This is a genomic window from Martinezella lusitana, from assembly GCF_014207095.1.
GTDB lineage: Bacteria > Pseudomonadota > Alphaproteobacteria > Rhizobiales > Rhizobiaceae > Rhizobium > Rhizobium lusitanum_B.
Genome location: NZ_JACHBG010000009.1, coordinates 110,685 through 128,192, shown reverse-complemented (window position 1 = coordinate 128,192; position 17,508 = coordinate 110,685). Strand labels below are relative to the sequence as shown.

Annotated in this window: 13 protein-coding genes and 1 pseudogene; 4 read left to right on the top strand and 10 right to left on the bottom strand. The window is 54.2% G+C overall.

What is annotated here, in order from left to right; translation table 11 throughout:
• Positions 1–352 precede the first annotated feature (352 nt).
• The 10 genes and pseudogenes from GGD46_RS34490 to GGD46_RS19515 all read right to left on the bottom strand — a co-directional run.
• Positions 353–1,049, bottom strand: a pseudogene (locus GGD46_RS34490) (IS5 family transposase); the annotation flags it as partial.
• Between the two features lie 117 nt (positions 1,050–1,166).
• Complete coding sequence (locus tag GGD46_RS19555; protein ID WP_184706933.1) at positions 1,167–2,021, bottom strand: WcbI family polysaccharide biosynthesis putative acetyltransferase; 855 nt, start codon at positions 2,019–2,021, stop codon at positions 1,167–1,169.
• Positions 2,018–2,623: a class I SAM-dependent methyltransferase gene (locus GGD46_RS19550; RefSeq protein ID WP_184706931.1), complete on the bottom strand. Its 606-nt coding sequence runs from the start codon at positions 2,621–2,623 to the stop codon at positions 2,018–2,020. Before GGD46_RS19550 ends, GGD46_RS19555 begins: the two co-directional genes overlap by 4 nt.
• 12 nt (positions 2,624–2,635) lie before the next feature.
• A complete protein-coding gene (locus GGD46_RS19545) occupies positions 2,636–3,475 on the bottom strand; it encodes a DUF6492 family protein (protein ID WP_184706929.1) in 840 nt (279 codons plus the stop codon).
• A 31-nt stretch (positions 3,476–3,506) separates the two neighbouring features.
• A complete protein-coding gene (locus GGD46_RS19540) occupies positions 3,507–6,218 on the bottom strand; it encodes a glycosyltransferase family 4 protein (protein ID WP_184706927.1) in 2,712 nt (903 codons plus the stop codon).
• Positions 6,219–6,798: 580 nt separating this feature from the next.
• Positions 6,799–7,719, bottom strand: a complete 921-nt coding sequence (locus GGD46_RS19535; protein WP_184706925.1) for an SMP-30/gluconolactonase/LRE family protein — start codon at positions 7,717–7,719, stop codon at positions 6,799–6,801.
• A gap of 32 nt (positions 7,720–7,751) precedes the next feature.
• Positions 7,752–8,702, bottom strand: a complete 951-nt coding sequence (locus GGD46_RS19530) for an ABC transporter permease (RefSeq protein WP_184706923.1) — start codon at positions 8,700–8,702, stop codon at positions 7,752–7,754.
• Positions 8,699–9,643, bottom strand: a complete 945-nt coding sequence (locus GGD46_RS19525) for an ABC transporter permease (RefSeq protein ID WP_184706921.1) — start codon at positions 9,641–9,643, stop codon at positions 8,699–8,701. Before GGD46_RS19525 ends, GGD46_RS19530 begins: the two co-directional genes overlap by 4 nt.
• On the bottom strand, positions 9,640–11,103 hold the full coding sequence (locus GGD46_RS19520; RefSeq protein ID WP_409527695.1) for an ATP-binding cassette domain-containing protein: 1,464 nt from the start codon (positions 11,101–11,103) through the stop codon (positions 9,640–9,642). Before GGD46_RS19520 ends, GGD46_RS19525 begins: the two co-directional genes overlap by 4 nt.
• A gap of 106 nt (positions 11,104–11,209) precedes the next feature.
• Positions 11,210–12,226, bottom strand: a complete 1,017-nt coding sequence (locus GGD46_RS19515; protein ID WP_184706918.1) for an ABC transporter substrate-binding protein — start codon at positions 12,224–12,226, stop codon at positions 11,210–11,212.
• A 296-nt stretch (positions 12,227–12,522) separates the two neighbouring features.
• Between GGD46_RS19515 and GGD46_RS19510 the strand changes: the two genes are divergently transcribed.
• The 4 genes from GGD46_RS19510 to GGD46_RS19495 all read left to right on the top strand — a co-directional run bounded on the left by GGD46_RS19510 (position 12,523) and on the right by GGD46_RS19495 (position 17,404).
• Positions 12,523–13,761, top strand: coding sequence for a sensor histidine kinase (locus GGD46_RS19510; protein WP_184706916.1), 1,239 nt, complete (start codon positions 12,523–12,525; stop codon positions 13,759–13,761).
• Positions 13,758–14,495 carry a response regulator transcription factor gene (locus tag GGD46_RS19505; protein ID WP_184706914.1) on the top strand — a complete coding sequence of 246 codons (738 nt, stop codon included), beginning with the start codon at positions 13,758–13,760 and terminating at the stop codon, positions 14,493–14,495. Before GGD46_RS19510 ends, GGD46_RS19505 begins: the two co-directional genes overlap by 4 nt.
• A 284-nt stretch (positions 14,496–14,779) precedes the next feature.
• A complete protein-coding gene (locus tag GGD46_RS19500; RefSeq protein ID WP_184706912.1) occupies positions 14,780–15,724 on the top strand; it encodes a phosphatase PAP2 family protein in 945 nt (314 codons plus the stop codon).
• A 150-nt stretch (positions 15,725–15,874) separates the two neighbouring features.
• Positions 15,875–17,404 (top strand): UxaA family hydrolase, encoded by a 1,530-nt coding sequence (locus GGD46_RS19495; RefSeq protein ID WP_184706910.1) that lies wholly within the window; start codon positions 15,875–15,877, stop codon positions 17,402–17,404.
• Positions 17,405–17,508 lie beyond the last annotated feature (104 nt).

Here is a 17,508-nt window from a genome sequence, read left to right as displayed (position 1 = left end):
CTACCTTTTCAGAAGCGCAGGTTTCGCCCCATCCGGCGATACAGTCAGCGTTGCGCCGCTGGATTGCGTTGTCGCAGTTTACGATAACGGAGGTGTCATTGGCGAAGGTGGCCTGTCTTCGGCCTTTGGCGGGGCGGCAGTCTTCAAGAACGATGCGTCCGGAGATTGCTTCGTCGGCGTATGAGGAGCACGCAACGCCTCACGTTTCCGCAAGGAGCTTCGGGCTCATATGCAGATTGCGGTTCACAAGGAAGCGCCAGACGCGCGGCTTTCTTTCTGGGGAGCGGAGAAAGAGCGGCCTAAGCCTGTGCGCCAATGAAGGGCAACCAGAGTTTGGCTGGGGCCAGCGCCAGGAAGCCAGCAAACGCATCCTCGTCTTGTCATAGCGCGTAGCGATGCGCCTGAACTGCTTCAGCTTATTGAACATGCGCTCGATGCGGTTCCGGTCTTTGTATGCAACGTAATCCCACGGTAGCGGGCGCTTCCGCGTCGAGCGCGATGGTATGACAGGACGAGCGCCATGCAGCAGGAGTTCTTCGCGGATTGCATCCGCATCATATCCCTTGTCCGCCAGCATTTTGCGCAGCCTGCTGACGGGAATAGCAAGAAGTTGTGGAACCGCCTTGTAATCTGATGCCTCACCGCCCGTCAGGACAAAGCCGAGAGGGTGTCCCTGACCGTCTGCTCGGGCGTGGATTTTTGTCGTAAAGCCGCTGCGTGATCGACCAAAAGCCTCCTTATCAGCCCCCTTTTGAGCCAGCAGCCTGCGAATGACCCCGAACGGTCGTGCTGTCGATCATATGCTGCCAGTCGTCGGTTAAGCCAAGCTCCACAAGGGTCTCAAGCAGAGCGTCCCAGACGCCTTGCTCAGCCCACCGTCGGAAACGGACATAGACAGAGTTCCATTTTCCGTAGCGTTCGTGCATGTCGCGCCACGGGCAGCCAACGCGCAGGACATGCAGCATCCCGTTTAAAAAGCGCCGATTATCGTGAGCGGGCCGCGACTTGCGTCCCCGTTTCCGGGTAGGAACGGCTCGATTACACGCCATTCCTCGACACTCAAATCGCCTCACGCCAATACTGCCTCCTAAAAAGCAGTCTTGAATCACGCTTCAGCCGATTTGGGAATCCACTTTGTCAACACGACCTAGTCTGCGCTAGCATAATTAACGCGATTGATCGTATAGCGCGAAATATGCTTCTATCAAAGATCGAAAACTATACGACCGTTCATTGTGGAGCGACGCGGGCACGTCGGTGGGCGATTCCACGCCTTTGAAAAGGCAACTTTCTTCAAAGATTGGTTTATACCTTTCTCTAAAAATTCGGAATTCCGGAATTATTATCTGATTTAACGTATAGGGATAGCCAACTGAGTTTCTACTACTAAAAGGTACACCAGCCTTCTGGAAAAGCCGCGCAAGCATTTCGACTAATACCTCATCCACAGGATGATTCATCGTATAAAACAACTTCTTCCGGCGGAAATTATTGACTATATAATCACTTATATTAACAGAAGCCCTCTTTTCTCTAGACTTTAACTGGTTAGTTGATTGCTCTACGAAATCTACATCACCCTTCCACACTGATAGATCATGCGCCAGTAAAGCAGTTTCCTCGACTGTCGAGCCATCCCGCCAGCTATCAATTATCCATTGAAAATGATAATCGGCCAGTGGCCCCACAATTTTTCCGTAATCATTGTATAGATAACGTATACCCGGAAAGTAACCATCGAAGTATATATTCGGCCAGACAATTACTTTTTCGCCATATCTATCTTGAAGAACCCCATTTCTGATCAACTCTAATGAGTAATCTTCACTCAAGCGCTGCGAGAAAATGAAATCAGCTCTCATTAAACTATCAGCTAAAAAACCTGAACTGTCTTCATTTATCTCCCAAATCGGCGGCACGGCAATCACATCAACTTCAACGCCTAAATGGCCACACAAGCTCTCGAAAGCTTGTGCCTGGCAATTGCCAATAAAGACTACCTTTGGCCTAGTTTCGCTCATCCAATTTTCCTAAAGGCCAAACAGCATACGCCATTATGCCAATGGTTTGAGTCGTAAACCTCAACGTCGATGAAGTCATGCTTATCAAACAATTCCTGGGTGATCGTGTTCACGTGCCCGGGGACACGATTTACTTCTTCGAACGGACAAGCAATAACCACCGCTCGTCGGGCAATATTAGCCATCTGCTCGATGAACGGATCCAGATCTGGAATATGCTCTATAGTGTGACTACACGTTACAACGTCGTATGACTTAGCATTCAGATCGAATATATCTCCAGTCATTGGGTAAATATCTTCGAACTCACTTTCAGCTATCCGCTGAAACTCGGGGTCAAGATCGATTCCATAAACCGGATCAAGTTTAAGCCGTGTGAATGCAGTCGGATGATGCAGAAGTCGAAGTAACGCTAAGCCGGAACCCGTCCTGGGTCCAACATCAAGAAGGCTCAGCGTCTCAAAACCAAGTATATTCTTCGAAATATACCTAGAAAGATCGCCATAGTAATTCATTGACTGGCTGTCACACCGCAGCCTCATCAATGCTTCTTCCGAAGCATTTTCCTTCAGCGGACTAAATACTGAGATCAAGCTTTTCACGATTTTCTTTCCTCACTGAGGCTTTTGGTGTCCTAAATAAGGCTTCAGGCACGCAAACAGACGACTCAGAACTCTTTCAGCTTCAGAAATTTCATCTAAATGTACATAAGTGAACAAACCGGAATCATTGCCTGTACGATGCGCCGGATCAAAAGCAGGTAGCTGCGACCCGGACCACAGCACTTGTTCACTCATAAGAGCAAGTCCCTTTGAAGCAAATGGATCGTGATGGTGCATCATAAATCGTGAACCCGCCGCTGTAGCATAAACCGACATTGCGCTCCAATCCCTGCCGGACAATGCTAGGTCCGACAGCACCATAAAGCTGTCGCAAGCGTGCTCTCGACGGACGATATCTAGTGCCCACCGTGCCAGCTGACCATTTAAAATCCCTGGAAATACCGTCGGCCCTTCATACGAATGCGGCGGAAGTCTCCTGGTGATCGACTTTGCATTTCCCCACCATTCTGGGTGAAAGAAATGGGCCTCCCATGTGGTCCTTGCTCGCAGCCGCGGCAAGAGGGAGTTGATTGACAGTGGACTAATCGCGAAAGCCCCAACTGGCAGCACCAAAGAATAGTCGGCGGCGCTTCCTGCCGCGAAGTAGAGCCCAGCTAATTGCTCCCGGTACCAGGGTGACAGCGCTCCCGGGAATGACGAAACCTGGCAAACCTCCTCGGGCGTGTGGACATTCAAACTACCCCGCAGCTTGGCGTTGACTTCACCAATGACGGTAATGTCCAGTCTCTCCGAGATGGGGGAGAAGAACTCCAACGATCTTAGCAGCGCATCGAAGAAAATTGCCGTATTCGGCTTATTATCAACTGCCAATATAGCAACTTTTATCTTCATAGAAGTCTCTCAATCACCTTGTTGATGTATGCTATTGAAAATTAATAGGAATTGGCAAATTGAGTTCATCGAACATCGCCTTCCACGCGCCATCAAAAACTGACTGTCCTGCAAGCGCTAAATATAACTTCCACGCTTCTTCGCCGTGCTCCCTCCTTCGCTTCTCATCTACAGCAAGCTTCTCAAGCTCTCGGGCAAACTCTTCGGGTTCATTAAAGCACCTTGGCGGCGTCGGCAGACGGTCGGCAAGCCCACGGAAGGCAACATCCGTCGCAACAAATGGCGAACCATACGCTAAAGTCTCCAACGTTTTTATTGATATACCACTCCCTCTACGGTCCGGGAGTACAACCACATTAGATAACGCGCGGATGTCAGCAATATCATCGACAAACCCGCAATAGAAGACTTTTTCTAATTCTCCATATATAGGCCTGAGGGACGAACAAACCCGACCGACGATACCTAACGTGAACGACTGATCTTTGAGGTGTTTATCAAACACTTCGTCTATAAACCATACTGCAGATTCAACATTCGCCGGATGGGAATCGCCTAACAGCAAAAAGTCAAATTTGTAGACATCTCTAAAGAACCCGCTCCAATCATGGTTATATGACATTGCGCTAATGGACTCATACTGCTGAGGCTTCCTATTCGGGGGGATATGAGGCGTGATTACTTTAGCGCTGCGATTTGCAATCAATAGCTGATCGTGTTCAAATTTTGACACGTTAACGATTGCATCATAGGATTCGACTTCGTTTAATTCTTGTTGAAAGAGCTTGTCATATGATTCCGGTTCTTGGGTAAGCGGATTACGAATCGGCCAATGCACCATTTGACGACTCTGTATGTCGTGGGTCTCAAGGATAAACGTTCCTCCACCGACACGACGAGCAAGCCTCGAGTTGAATACATGGTTGACAACTGTGACAATGGACTGGCGAGTCAACGACTCCACTCGATTGTCCCAAAGCTTGTTGGACCCAATGTTTGAAAGGTAATGTTCAAAGCCATTTGGTTCACCCACAGATAAGTCAAAATCTACGTCGGCCTCCCGAAACGCAATTCGTTGGATGTTTGCCCGCATTTTAAGTGAGTTCTCATAGAGCATGCGCCAGAAATATGACATCGCTTCTGATTGATCCGCAGCTTTATCGAGCGCGAGTAGCTGTATCACGAAATAGCCAGCTTCGAGCAAAAAGCGAATTTGCGCTTCAATAGCATACGAACTCCCAACACGCCCCCAAAGCGGCATAACAACTGTCGCGATTGGGGCCTTTTTCGAGATCACCATCGACGGCAGCTGCATGGATTGCAGAAGTCTGCCGATTACATCCGAGCCAAACCGCTTATGCGCGACTGAGACCCGCTCAGATGAGCGCGCTGGATCGATCCGCAAAGCGGTGGCGGCCAGCAAGACGGTTGACGCAACATCAGCAATCTCGTCATAAACATAAACATCTGCATACTCCCCCCCATCAGCCAAAGGTGTCCCATGCGGAACCACGCAGGAAACCCCAAGAACTGCGCAATCGTGCAGAACGGCGCTAACGCGTTTCCTATATACCTCCTCCCGATAGGGGAGCAAAATTAAGGCGTTAGAGACAAGAAATTTGATATAGCTATCATTCTCTTCTGTATACAATAATATAAATTTTTCACTATCAAGACCAGCCACTAGTTGAGCAGCCTTGGCCCGGTTTCTACTATGAAATGCGAGATTGACACGGACGGTGAACCCCTGCTTTTCAAGCAGATCTACAGTGCTTTTTACAATTTCCATCCTAGGCTGATCGAGATCAGCTATTCTTACACCGAGCGAAACCACTCCATCGCGAACGTCGGAACTAACAGACTTTCGAATCTCCTGATAACCGCCGTCACCACCGACCGCTTGTATGTAACGAGTCCAATTGGTGAGGCCTTCGAACAGCCCCACCGGAACCCCAAATTGCGCTTCCAATTCGTCGCGCAACTGTACACTCGTCGCAAGCAGGAATAGCCGACGGAAAGGTGAGCCCGTCTTAAGCCGCAACGCTAGAGAACCAAAGCTTGAGTAGGAATGATAGCGGTCAATGAAAGTCCTTGCGTCGGGTGCTTCAGCCCCGAAGTGAAAGAGGAAGTAAGCATCAACATCGAGCAGCTGGTCGAGATGAATGGATATCTCAGACAAGCTCTCCATCATGCCTTGCGTTGCAGTGTGGAGAAAAACAACGTCGCCTTTCTGGAGATCTAAGTCTAAAAGCTCCCGAGCGAGCGCAATTGCGAAGTCATCTCTATTAAATGGAGTAACAAGAGGCTCATCTCGATCGGCCTCTGCCTCTTCCACGACTTTCGCGTGAATTCGAGTGGCGACAATTTCCGCTTTGATAGCGGTCCAACGCTCTACGCCAATGTGATCCTCTTCCTCCTTCGATCGAGCAATCTTAGCGTTAATATCACTAATAGCTCTATTTGCAGCCGCGTCGGCGAGCTTAATTTTCCGCCGCTTGGCGCCTGAGAACGGCCGAGAAACTATATCTCCATGCATATAAAAACTATAGTTAAAGATATTTCTTTGATCAACGCCAACTCCATTGATTTCACTGACAGTTGGTGATTCAATATTTGCAAGTAATGTAAATTCAAAATCCCGCTCCCGCGCGGAATCGATAAAGGCCATGGCATATTGCCATTTGTCGCCGCCTTTTCCATCGAAGCTTGGATCAATGAGGACAAATTTCCGTTTACGACCCATAGTGTTTCTCATAACTTCCTTGGCGTTACATCTCGTTAGCAGAATTCAGGACATTTCCAAATTTGGCCCTACCCTATGGCGCGAAATCCGTCAACGTCATGAACAACCACAACCCGAAGCAGACGACCTCTAACAACTAAACGGATATAGAACGTGAGTGGCAGCCCTTGCGAACGGGGTTAAGGTTACTTCATTCAACGCCACTATTTCGTCTCCATTAGGCAGCGCGACGGCAGGTCTCTTCCCTCCGTTTGTCGGGCAACTCGGCTATAGAGAAACTGCTTCGATGACGCCGTTGAAGCAAACAGATTCAGGATTGAAACGAGCAGATTTCGTTGCATTCTCAGTTTAGGTAATCAATATTTCCGGGCCAGTTGCCTAAGCAGAGATAGAGTTAGCCGGACATCGAAGTAACACGGCCCAAATGGCTCAATGGGGCGTTCCAATCTCCGGTTTGAGGGGTACGTCAGCTTGCAGTCGAGCCCCTTGCAGTATCAAACGTTCATGAAATCTGGCGAAGAACCAGTGCCAACAACCTGTTGGAGCGTAGCCCGCAACCGGGAACCTTTTATCGACGATTTTAAGGCATTTGCATGCCGGTTGCTGTCGTATAGACGCGATAGACTGAACGCGTAGCGGTGATGAACAGCTGATTTCGACGCGGACCACCGAAGGTGAGATTGGCCACCGTCTGAGGAATTTTGATCTTGCCGATCAACGTACCCTCGGGCGCAAAGCAGTGAACGCCATCACTCGCACTTGTCCAGATATTGCCCTCAACATCAACCCGAAACCCGTCCGGGATACCGGCGTCGATCTCGCAGAAAACGCGGCCATTTATGAGGGCTTTGCCGTCCACGACATCAAAGACCCGAATGTGCCGCGGAGCAATGAGATCATGGCTCGCAGCGGAATCCGCCACATAGAGCCTGGTTTCATCAGGTGAGAAAGCCAGACCGTTCGGTTGGCCGAAATCGTCGACGACGACTTCCAGCGCGCCCGTCGATGGATCAAGGCGATAGACATTGCGCGTTGTCTGCTCAGGTTCGGCCTTGTAACCCTCGTAATTCGAAAGGATACCGTAGGTCGGATCGGTGAACCAGATTGTTCCGTCCGAGCGCACGACGACATCGTTCGGCGAATTCAGACGTTTGCCCTTGTAGCTGTCCGCAAGCACAGTGATGGAGCCATCAATCTCGGTACGGGTCACCCGGCGGCCGCCATGTTCACAGGATACCAAGCGGCCCTGTCGGTCGCGGGTATTGCCGTTGGTAAAATTCGATGGCGCACGGAAGATCGACACACCACCGCCTGGCACCCAGCGCAGCATGCGTTCATTGGGGATGTCGCTCCAGATCAGGCATCCGGTATCGGCAAACCAGACAGGCCCTTCCGCCCAGCGGCATTCGGAATAGAGCTCCTCCAATCCGGCACTTGGCACCACAAGATTGCGGAAGCGGGTATCGTAAATCTCATAGAGGGGCGACACGTCATGCGGCATTTCGAAGGTCCTGCAATTGGGAGGAAATGGTGTCAGCGGCCACCGGCTGGGCGGCCGCCTGCGACAAGGATGACTGCAATAATGATCAGACCGGTCAGAACGAGCCGCGGGCCTGCGCCGAACCCATAGGTGTTGAGCATGGACACGACGAGGAACATGAAGAGCGAGGCACCCCATATTCCCGGAACATTCGAGTCTCCTCCGGCCACCGCGGTTCCGCCGATGATGACAACGGCAATCGACATCAGCAGATATTCTGCACCCATATTGAGGGCGGCACCGCCGGAAAAGCTCGCCAGCAGATAACCGCAGATCGACGCCAGAGTGGCGCAGAGCACATAGGTCACCAGCCGCGTGCCGTCGACGGGAATGCCTGCCATGCGCGCCGCAAACATGCTCTGCCCGATTGCCGAGATCCACCGGCCGTAGATCGTCCGCTCCAGCAAGACCCAGGCAAGCACCGAAAGCAGCAGCGCAACGAGTGCGATATTGGGGATGCCAAGGAAGCCTGACGTCGTGAAATCGGCCAATTGCTCCGGCGGCTTGATGCGCAGGCCACGATTGCTCCATATGGCCGTCGATTGGATAATGAAACTCATCGAGAGCGTTGCGATGATCGGCGGGATGCGCAAAAGCTTGATCAGCGCATAATTGCCGATACCGACTCCAAGCCCGATCAGCATCGACACCAAGAGGCCGGGCACGATCATACCGTCCTCGACATTCATCAGCTTCAGCGCCACGGTGCCCGCAAGTGTCATGGTCGATGGTACGGAAAGATCGATATTCCCGGGACCGAGCGTGATGACGAACATCTGCCCGATCCCGACGATCACAGAGAAGGCTGCGAACGTCAGAGCTGCCTGCGAGAGGCCGATAGAACTCGCCCCACCTGTAAAAAGAACGGTCACAAGCCAGACGATGATCGTGGCGAGAAAGGACCAGATCCACGGCTTTCTGTCGAGCGCGCGAAGGGCGATCATGAGTGTTTCTCCCGCTTCTCGACGCGGTTGAGCAGAAGCCGCAAGGCGAGCACGATAATCAGGATGGCGCCCTGCGCACCGATCTGCCAATCCGGGGAAATCCGCAGAAATGACAGAAACGAACCTGCCAGGGTCAAGGTCAGGGCACCGATGACGGCTCCCACCGGCGAGACGCGGCCACCGATGAATTCACCGCCACCAAGTATGACGCCGGCGATCGACAGCAGCGTGTAGCGCAAAGCGATATTTGCATCGGCGGAGGTCGTCAGTCCGACCAGCGCAATGCCCGATAGCACAGCAAACAGACCGGCAAGCCCGTAGGCTGCTGCACGCAACCCCAGGACAGACCAACCGGCACGCTGAAGCGAACGTTGATTGCCACCGACCCCGCGGATGAGAACGCCGAAGGAAGAGCGCATGACGATCAAGTGAGAGACAAGTGCGATAACGACGCTTGCTACGATTGCCACAGGGACGAGCGGTGGCTTTGACGTCATCAACCAGCGAGCCCATTCAGGGGCAGTCCCCCCGGGTGCTGGAAGCAACAGCACGGCGAGGCCGCCCCAGACAAAGCTCATGCCAAGCGTGACGACGATCGATGGCAGGTCCTTGACATAGATAATCACGCCCATAACGGCATAGACGGCAATCGCCGCGGCAAGGATGAGGACACCGAGGAGCGGCGACGACTGCAGGTAGGTCGCCGCCACACAGGCCGTGAAGCTCACAAATGTCCCCATCGACAGATCGAGGTCATTGACTGCCATGATCATCATCTGGGCAATCGTCGCCAGCGCGATCGGGACTGCGAGGTTGAATAGAAGATTGAGCCCGACATAGCTCATCGCCCGTGGCTGAAGGTAAAAGACCGCGATCAGCAGGACGGCAAGCGAGAGGGCCGGGATCAGGAGACGCAGGGTCGAGGACGATGGACGGATCATGCGCCCTCCCCTTCAAAGGACGCTGCAAGCACATTTTCCTCCGTGATATCGTCTCCGACCAGCTCTGCAACAATTGCGCCGTCACGAAACACGTAGGCACGGTCGCAAAGGCGGATCTCATCCATTTCCGTGGAGTACCAGATGAAGGTCCGGCCAGTCGAAGCCTCGTCGTTCAGGATCCGATAAACTTCCTGCTTGGTACCAATGTCGACGCCGCGCATGGGATCATCCATGAGCACGATCGGAGACGTGGTCGCCAGCGCGCGGGCAAACAGGACCTTTTGTTGGTTGCCCCCGGACAGTGAAAGAATGCCGTTTTCCATGGTCGGAGTTCGGATCTCGATCCGCCCCTTCCAGTCCGCACCAAGGCTCTCTTCCCGCTGTCTGTCGACCAGGAACACCCTCGACATATCGCCAAGGGATGCGATGCTGAGATTTTTCAGGATGTTCCACAAAGGGAACGTCCCGTTCAGGCAGCGGTCGCCGGCGACGAAGGCGATGTTATCGCGCCCACCCGTAAACCAGCTGCTTGATAAAGAGCGGTGAAGATCAAGCAACATATCGGTCTGACCATGGCCGGCAAGGCCAGCAAGACCAATCACCTCTCCCTTGCGTGCCTCAAAGGGAAGGCCCTGCCCACTACGAGGAGGCAACGCTAGGATCTCCGGCGTAGCAACACGTTCGCCACCTTTGCGCTTGCGATCCTGCTCCTTGACGACGCTACCCATCGCCTGGACAAGGCTATTCACACTGAAGTCCCGCGCGGCGCGATCTGCAACGACACGACCGTCTTTCATGACCACGATACGGCTCGCGGTTGTCAGGATTTCGCCGAGAATGTGTGATATCAGCATCACCGCGCCGCCAGCTTGAACAAAGCCGCGCACATAGGCCATCAGTTGGGCCGCGAGCCCCGCATCCAGGGAGGATGTCGGCTCGTCAAGGATAACGAGTTTCGGCCTTTCAGTGACGGTCGAGAAGATGATGGCGATCTCCACCATCTGGCGCTCGGCGATGGAAAGCTCGCCAACCGTGCGCATGACATCGATCTTGTGGCCAGCAAAAATCTCGTCAAGCTTGGCACGAACGATGGCAGCCGCACGTCGACGCCAGCTCCAACCGGAAAGGCCGTGATGCACGATGCGCATGTTTTCGACCACGGTCAGATTGGGAGCGAGCGAAAGCTCCTGAAAGACACAGCGAATACCGTGTGTGCGCGCAGCATTGATGCCATGCATCTTGGCGTCGCCATCATAGGCGACCGTTCCCTCGTGGGGGCTGAGGCCACCATTGATGACATTGACGATCGTCGACTTGCCGGCGCCGTTGTGTCCGACGAGGCCAACGCACTCGCCGACATGAATGGCGAGGTCCGCTCCATCCAGCGCCTTGACGGCGCCGAAATGCATCTTGATGCCTTTGACCGAGACGACAGCTTGTCGCTCGGTCTTTTCTTTCATCACGCTATTGTCTTTGACTGAAACCATGGATCGTCCGGCCGGGCGTTGGGTCCAACCGGCGCCACCTTTCGTCAGCAGCGCCGGGCTTCTAATTCGAGCAGAGCGATTACTTCGCCGCAGCGATAACCTTCTTTGCGTCATCCAGTGTGTATTCGACGTTGGCAACACCGCCGGCCTGCGTCGTCGCAAGGTTGGTTTCGAGGTTATCCTGGTCGATGCGCAGGAACGGCACGACCAGATCCTTCTTCACCTGCTGCCCGTCGAGAATCTGTTGGGCCACCCAGAATGCAAGCGTCGAGACGCCCGGAGCGATCGAAACCGACATGGTCTCATAGCTGCTGGCATCCTTTTCCTTCTTCCACCAGGCAAGCTCGTCCTGTCGGTTGCCCATTACGATTGTCGGCATGGTGCGCTTTGCAGCGGCGAATGCCTGGGCCGCACCATATCCGTCACCGCCCTGGGTGACGACCGCTGCGATGTCCGGAAGGCTTGGCAGGATGCCGGCCACGGCGCGTTGCGCCACGTCCTGCGCCCAGTCGCCATGAACCGAGCCGACGATCTTGAACTGCGGATATTTGGCAGCTGCGTCATGGATGCCGGCGGAAATCTCGTCATCAACCGAGACACCTGCGAGCCCGCGAATTTCCAGCACATTGCCGCCCTTCGGCATCTTCTTGGCGAGATAGTCGATCTGGCTGGCGCCCATGCCCTTGAAATCGACGGCGATCCGCCATGCGCATGGTTCAGTGACGATACCGTCAAAGGAAACGACGACGATTTTGGCGTCGCAGGCTTCCTTGATGGCACCATTCAGCGCGGTCGGGGATGCCGCATCGATGACGATCGCATCATAGCCCTGTAGGATCATGTTCTGGATCTGTGCGGCCTGCTCGGTCGCCTGATTTTCCGCCGTTGTAAACGGATCGGCGGCCGCAACTACGCCCGTTTTAACCGCTTCACCGGTCACCTTCTGCCAACTGGTCAACATGGCCTGACGCCACGAATTGCCGGCATAATTATTCGACAATGCAATCTTCTTGGATGATGTGTCTGCAAAAGCGGAACCCGGCACGACAACGCAAGCGATGGCGGCGGATGCCAGAAGCATCTTCGCAATATTCATATTTTCCTCCCAAAGAGCCCGTACTTCCACTTCTGGGCCAAGATTTTCGAAGGCGCTCCTCAACGACCGATCGAAAATAATATTTGCACTGAAGGTTCCCCCGTCAGTAGAAACAGGATGTCCGAGATTGTTACGCTTGTACAGGCGCTTAACGGATGAGACATTGCGGGATCCCGCAGAAAAAATGCGCAAATCCGCAGGACGGACAGCTCGGATAGGCGCTTAATAGCGTAGAATTCGCATATTGAGATCGATCGGAGGAGAAGCGATCGACATACTACCTGGGAGGGTTTGTTTTGCGCAATCTGGCGCCGGCGTCGGTCTTCGACCACTACCTCAACATATCGAGGCTACTCGCCGGTCAACTCGACTTTCATTCCGTTATCCAATCGGTTGCCGCTGAAATCAGCCATGTCATCCCACATGATCATCTGGACGTCTGCATCATTCTGGTGGATGAGCAATTCCACACCGCATACGAGACCGGGCTAGAGACGGATTGGGGGCGCCGCTTTCCGGCGCCCGTGAGCAATAGCCCTATCCGGACACTTCTTTGGGGAGAGACTGAGTACCTCTTGACCGATGACGCCTGGAGCGATCCGCAATTCCATTTCCAGGGCGCCTTCTCGCATCCGATCTTTCATCAGTCGCTGCATAGCCGTCTGCATGTGCCTCTTAAGGTTCAGGGTCACGTTATTGGCGCCCTCTCCTGCTCAAGCCACCGGACCGGCCTTTATACGATGGAAGATATCGAAAATGCGCGCGTCATTGCCGATCTCCTCGCCCCTCACTTCTTTGCCATCCGCGCCGCGGATCAGGCGAAGCGCTCGGCAATCGTCGAAGCGGAAGCGCGCGCCCGCGAAGAGGGCCTGCGACTTGGCGCTCTGAAACTGACCGAAGCGCTCGAGGCCGAGCGTCAGCGGATCGGCATGGACCTGCACGACCAAATCCTTGCCGATCTGACCCGTCTCTCACGTCGACTGGAGCGCCTCGCACGCCAGCCCGATGTCACAGGTGAAGCACTTGAACCGCTGTTTCGCGGATTGCAGCATAGCATGCATGATCTTCGCCAGATCATTGAGGAAGCAAAACCCTCTGTCCTTCAACTGTTCGGCTTCGCGCAGGCGGTCGAGAACCACCTGGAGCGATCCATCCAGGAAAGTGCGGCCACTTTGACATGGTCGCTGAAAGACGAGACCGGCGGCGCCATTGATTGCCTTGAACAATCCGTTTCCATCGCCCTCTTCCGCATCGGCCAGGAAGCCATCAACAACGCAATCCGGCATGCTCAAGCGAGTAGTATAGAGGTCCAGTTGAAAGCGTCCGAGAGCGCATTGACCATTGAGGTTATGGACGACGGCCTCGGGCTTGGAAATGCCCGCAGATTATCTGGAGGCGGCATAGAAAACATGAGAACCAGAGCGCGCCTTATCTCGGCGCGTTTCGCGATCAAGGCAAAGGCGGCAACTGGAGGAACGCTGGTTAGCGTCAGTTTGCCGATCGCCGCCAAGCCATCGGGAGGCGCTGCGGCATGAAGGTTCTGATCATCGAGGACGATCCGCTTCATCGCTCCTACCTCAACGAAGCCATCCGCGCGGCCCTTCCTGAATGTAACGGCGTGCTGGAGGCCGAAAACGGTGGCACGGGCGAGCGGCTGGCCCGCGACTGGAAATCCGCCCACATCGTCATGGATCTGCAGATGGGTCAACGCAATGGCATCGAGGCTGCCCGCACGATATGGAAAGAGCGACCGGAGACACGTATCCTCTTCTGGTCAAACTACTCAGACGAGGCCTATGTTCGCGGTGTCTCGCGCATCGTACCGGCTGGTGCCGTCTATGGCTATGTCCTGAAATCCGCCTCTGACGACCGGCTGAAACTGGCACTCCGCAGCATCTTCATCGAGAGCCAGTGCGTGATTGACCGCGAAGTCCGCGGCATGCAGCAAAAGAGCCTCGGCAACACCAACGGTTTCACCGAGGCCGAGTATGAAATCCTGGTCGATATCGCCCTTGGCCTGACCGATCGCGCCATCGCCCAAAGGCGCAACCTCTCAGTGCGCAGCGTACAGAACCGTTTGCAGCAGCTCTACGTCAAACTCGGCGTTTATCAACCGGCCGGCAGCCAGGACGATGATAGCCGGTTCAATTTGAGGGCACGAGCGGTTGCCGTTGCGTTTCTTCGAAAACTGCTCAATCACAATGCACTTGAGCGGGCAGAAGCCGATCTCAGCGCCTGGCTAGTACGCCAGCCACATAATAGAGCCTAGATGAGCGGGACTGTCGATGCACCATCCGCATCGACGGCCAATATAACAAGCGGCGACAGATGCCGTTGGGGGCTTTAAACGAGTTACAAAAGCACCGTCTGCAGGCGCTCCACCGAGTTTGCCGAATCGAGCAATAAACCATCACTTAGGGCCTCCCTTGCTGATCGCTATGCGGGCTGATTTTAGAGCTGTCGCTCTGCATTCGTCACCCTTGAGTTGATTTATTTACGGAGAGGCAACCGATCCGCATGTAGACTACCCCTGGTAGTTGGGGGCAAGGTGATATGCTGGATGTTTCAAAACCGCGACTATTGTTGCTCGCGGGCACGCCAGTTTCGTATTTTGCGATCTGGATACTGGCGAAAATTTCTGGTCTCCAGCTTGAACTGAAGGCTACGCTTGGCTCAATTTTTGCGATAGCACTTACCATTTGTGCCGTGAGCATTTTCGCGACCAAACGTAAGATGCTGACGCTCCGAGCAGTTGTCGAATGTATGGGTTGCGGGCTGCTATTAATCTTACCGAATGTCATAGCCACCTACTTGGCCATGAGGGCAAATTTTCCGCTCGCAGATGCTCAGCTTTCACGTTTGGATAGCTGGCTTGGTGTGGATTGGCGTTCTGCTATGATATGGCTGGATAAGAATGGCCTACTGGCTGAGATATTAAATCAGGCGTACCGAACATTCAGCTATCAATTGCTATTGTTCCCACTGATCCTGATCGTGGCGAAAAGAAGCGCCAGAGCCTATCAAATGATCATCGCATATGCGCTAATATGCTTTATCGCGAGTGGCATCTCGACGCTGTGGCCAGCGGTGGGCACGTATGTTTTCTACAATTTTGATCCGACCACTTTGCAGAATATTGACCCTACCTATGGGTATGAATTTCTAGCGCAGTTTCAAACCGTGCGAGAAGATCCAAATTTCGTATGGAGCCTTGAAAAGAGCTCAGGCATCCTGACCTTCCCATCGGTTCATGCGGCAACGGCGACCCTGTGCGCCTGGGCCATGTGGGACCTGCGCCTGTTTCGCTATCCCGCTTTGGCCTTGAACATCGCGATGGCACTTTCGGCCGTTCCCTCTGCAAACCATTATGTCGTCGATGTGCTAGCGGGTTGCCTGGTAGGACTTTGCGCCATCGCGGCTGTTGTCTGGCTCACCAAGACCAGCAAAGTTCCCGCGCTGGCCGACATCAACAGTAGCAGCCTCCCATCATATCCTTGAGAAGGCCTCAACCCGCTGGGATCAGTAAGACCCGCATCCTTAAAATGAAGACCATCGTGCGTGCACATCACGCAATCAAGCTTGACGTCTCCCGTTGAATAATTGTCTATTGCTAGCAATAGACAATTATTCAACCCGATGGAACTTCCGATGCCCGCCATTTCATCTGTGATCCTGCTTAATCCCATCGACGATGTCGCGGTCGCGCGCGCCATGATCCGCGCCGGCAGTCCAACAGGTATCGACGGTTTGATCGCGGCGGACCAGATCCCGCGCGGCCACAAGATCGCAGTGTGCGACATCCAGGCGGGACAGGAGATCCGCAAGTTCGGCCAACCGATCGGCGTTGCGACACAGTTCATTCCGGCGGGCGGCCATGTCCATTTGCAGAATCTGGCTGTGATCGAATCCGAGCACCCCTACCAGTTCAGTGTCGACATTGAAGAGGCAGGCATGCTGCCGCAGGCGGACTGTCGGACCTTCATGGGCTTTGATCGCGGCGCCGGCGGCGTCGGCACCCGCAATTTCATCGGCATCATCACCACGGTGAATTGCTCGGCAACCGTCTCGAAATATATCGCCGAGCATTTCAACCGCACCGGCGGCTTGGATGGCTTTGACAATGTCGACGGCGTGGTGGCTCTCACCCATGGCGGCGGCTGCGCGATAAACACCAATTCCGAGGGGTATCGTTATCTGGCACGCACCCTTCAGGGTTACGCGCGCCATCCGAATTTCGGCGGCATCCTGATGATCGGCCTAGGCTGCGAAACCAACCAGATCGGGCCCATCCTCGAACACTACAAGCTTGAAGAAGGAAACCGGTTGCGCACCATGACCATCCAGGATCTGGGCGGCACTCGCAAGACGATCGCCGCCGCATCCGAGATGATCCGCGATATGCTGCCCGAGGTGAATTCCGCCAAGCGTACCGTTCAACCACTCTCGGGTATCAAGCTCGCTCTGGAATGTGGGGGGTCAGACGGCTATTCGGGGATCTCTGCCAATCCCGCACTCGGCTACGCCTCCGATCTGCTCGTGCGCAATGGCGGAACCTCGGTATTGGCGGAAACGCCGGAGATCTATGGCGCGGAGCACCTGCTGACACGCCGCGCGGTCACGCCAGCGGTTGCAGAGAAGCTCCTTTCGAGGATTGACTGGTGGCGCGATTATACCCGCCGCAACGGCGCCGAACTCAACAACAATCCCTCCTATGGCAACAAGCTCGGCGGCTTGACGACGATCCTTGAAAAGTCACTGGGTGCGGTCGCCAAAGGCGGGTCCATGCCGCTCAAGGCAGTCTACGAATATTCTGAGATCGTTGACGAACCCGGTTTCGTCTTCATGGATACACCCGGCTACGATCCCGTCGCCGTCACCGGCCAGGTGGCAGGCGGCTGCAACGTGATCTGTTTCACGACGGGTCGCGGATCGGTTTCGGGCTTCAAGCCGGCGCCGTGCGTCAAGATCGCCACGAACACCGAAATGTATAACCATATGCGCGAGGATATGGACATCAACTGCGGCGACATCGTCAGCGGCGACGACACGATCGAGGCGGCCGGCGAGCGGATCTTCGAAGAAATCATCGCTGTCGCCTCCGGAAAGAAGACGCTGAGCGAGACCTTCGACTATGGCGACAACGAATTTGTTCCGTGGCAGGTCGGCGCGATCACCTGATCCAGTGCTGCGGTGGCGCCCTTCAAGATTCTGTGTCATTTGCGACCGATCACAATCAGTTGCTACGTCTCCCATCTTGAATTTAGCTAGATTTTGATCGATCC

Coding starts and splice junctions, on each gene's coding strand:
- GGD46_RS19520 (WP_409527695.1), bottom strand. CDS start 11,103: ATGAAAGAAAAGACCGAGCGACAAGCTGTCGTCTCGGTCAAAGGCATC.
- GGD46_RS19555 (WP_184706933.1), bottom strand. CDS start 2,021: ATGAGCGAAACTAGGCCAAAGGTAGTCTTTATTGGCAATTGCCAGGCA.
- GGD46_RS19495 (WP_184706910.1), top strand. CDS start 15,875: ATGCCCGCCATTTCATCTGTGATCCTGCTTAATCCCATCGACGATGTC.
- GGD46_RS19530 (WP_184706923.1), bottom strand. CDS start 8,702: ATGATCGCCCTTCGCGCGCTCGACAGAAAGCCGTGGATCTGGTCCTTT.
- GGD46_RS19540 (WP_184706927.1), bottom strand. CDS start 6,218: ATGGGTCGTAAACGGAAATTTGTCCTCATTGATCCAAGCTTCGATGGA.
- GGD46_RS19500 (WP_184706912.1), top strand. CDS start 14,780: ATGCTGGATGTTTCAAAACCGCGACTATTGTTGCTCGCGGGCACGCCA.
- GGD46_RS19515 (WP_184706918.1), bottom strand. CDS start 12,226: ATGAATATTGCGAAGATGCTTCTGGCATCCGCCGCCATCGCTTGCGTT.
- GGD46_RS19505 (WP_184706914.1), top strand. CDS start 13,758: ATGAAGGTTCTGATCATCGAGGACGATCCGCTTCATCGCTCCTACCTC.
- GGD46_RS19525 (WP_184706921.1), bottom strand. CDS start 9,643: ATGATCCGTCCATCGTCCTCGACCCTGCGTCTCCTGATCCCGGCCCTC.
- GGD46_RS19545 (WP_184706929.1), bottom strand. CDS start 3,475: ATGAAGATAAAAGTTGCTATATTGGCAGTTGATAATAAGCCGAATACG.
- GGD46_RS19535 (WP_184706925.1), bottom strand. CDS start 7,719: ATGCCGCATGACGTGTCGCCCCTCTATGAGATTTACGATACCCGCTTC.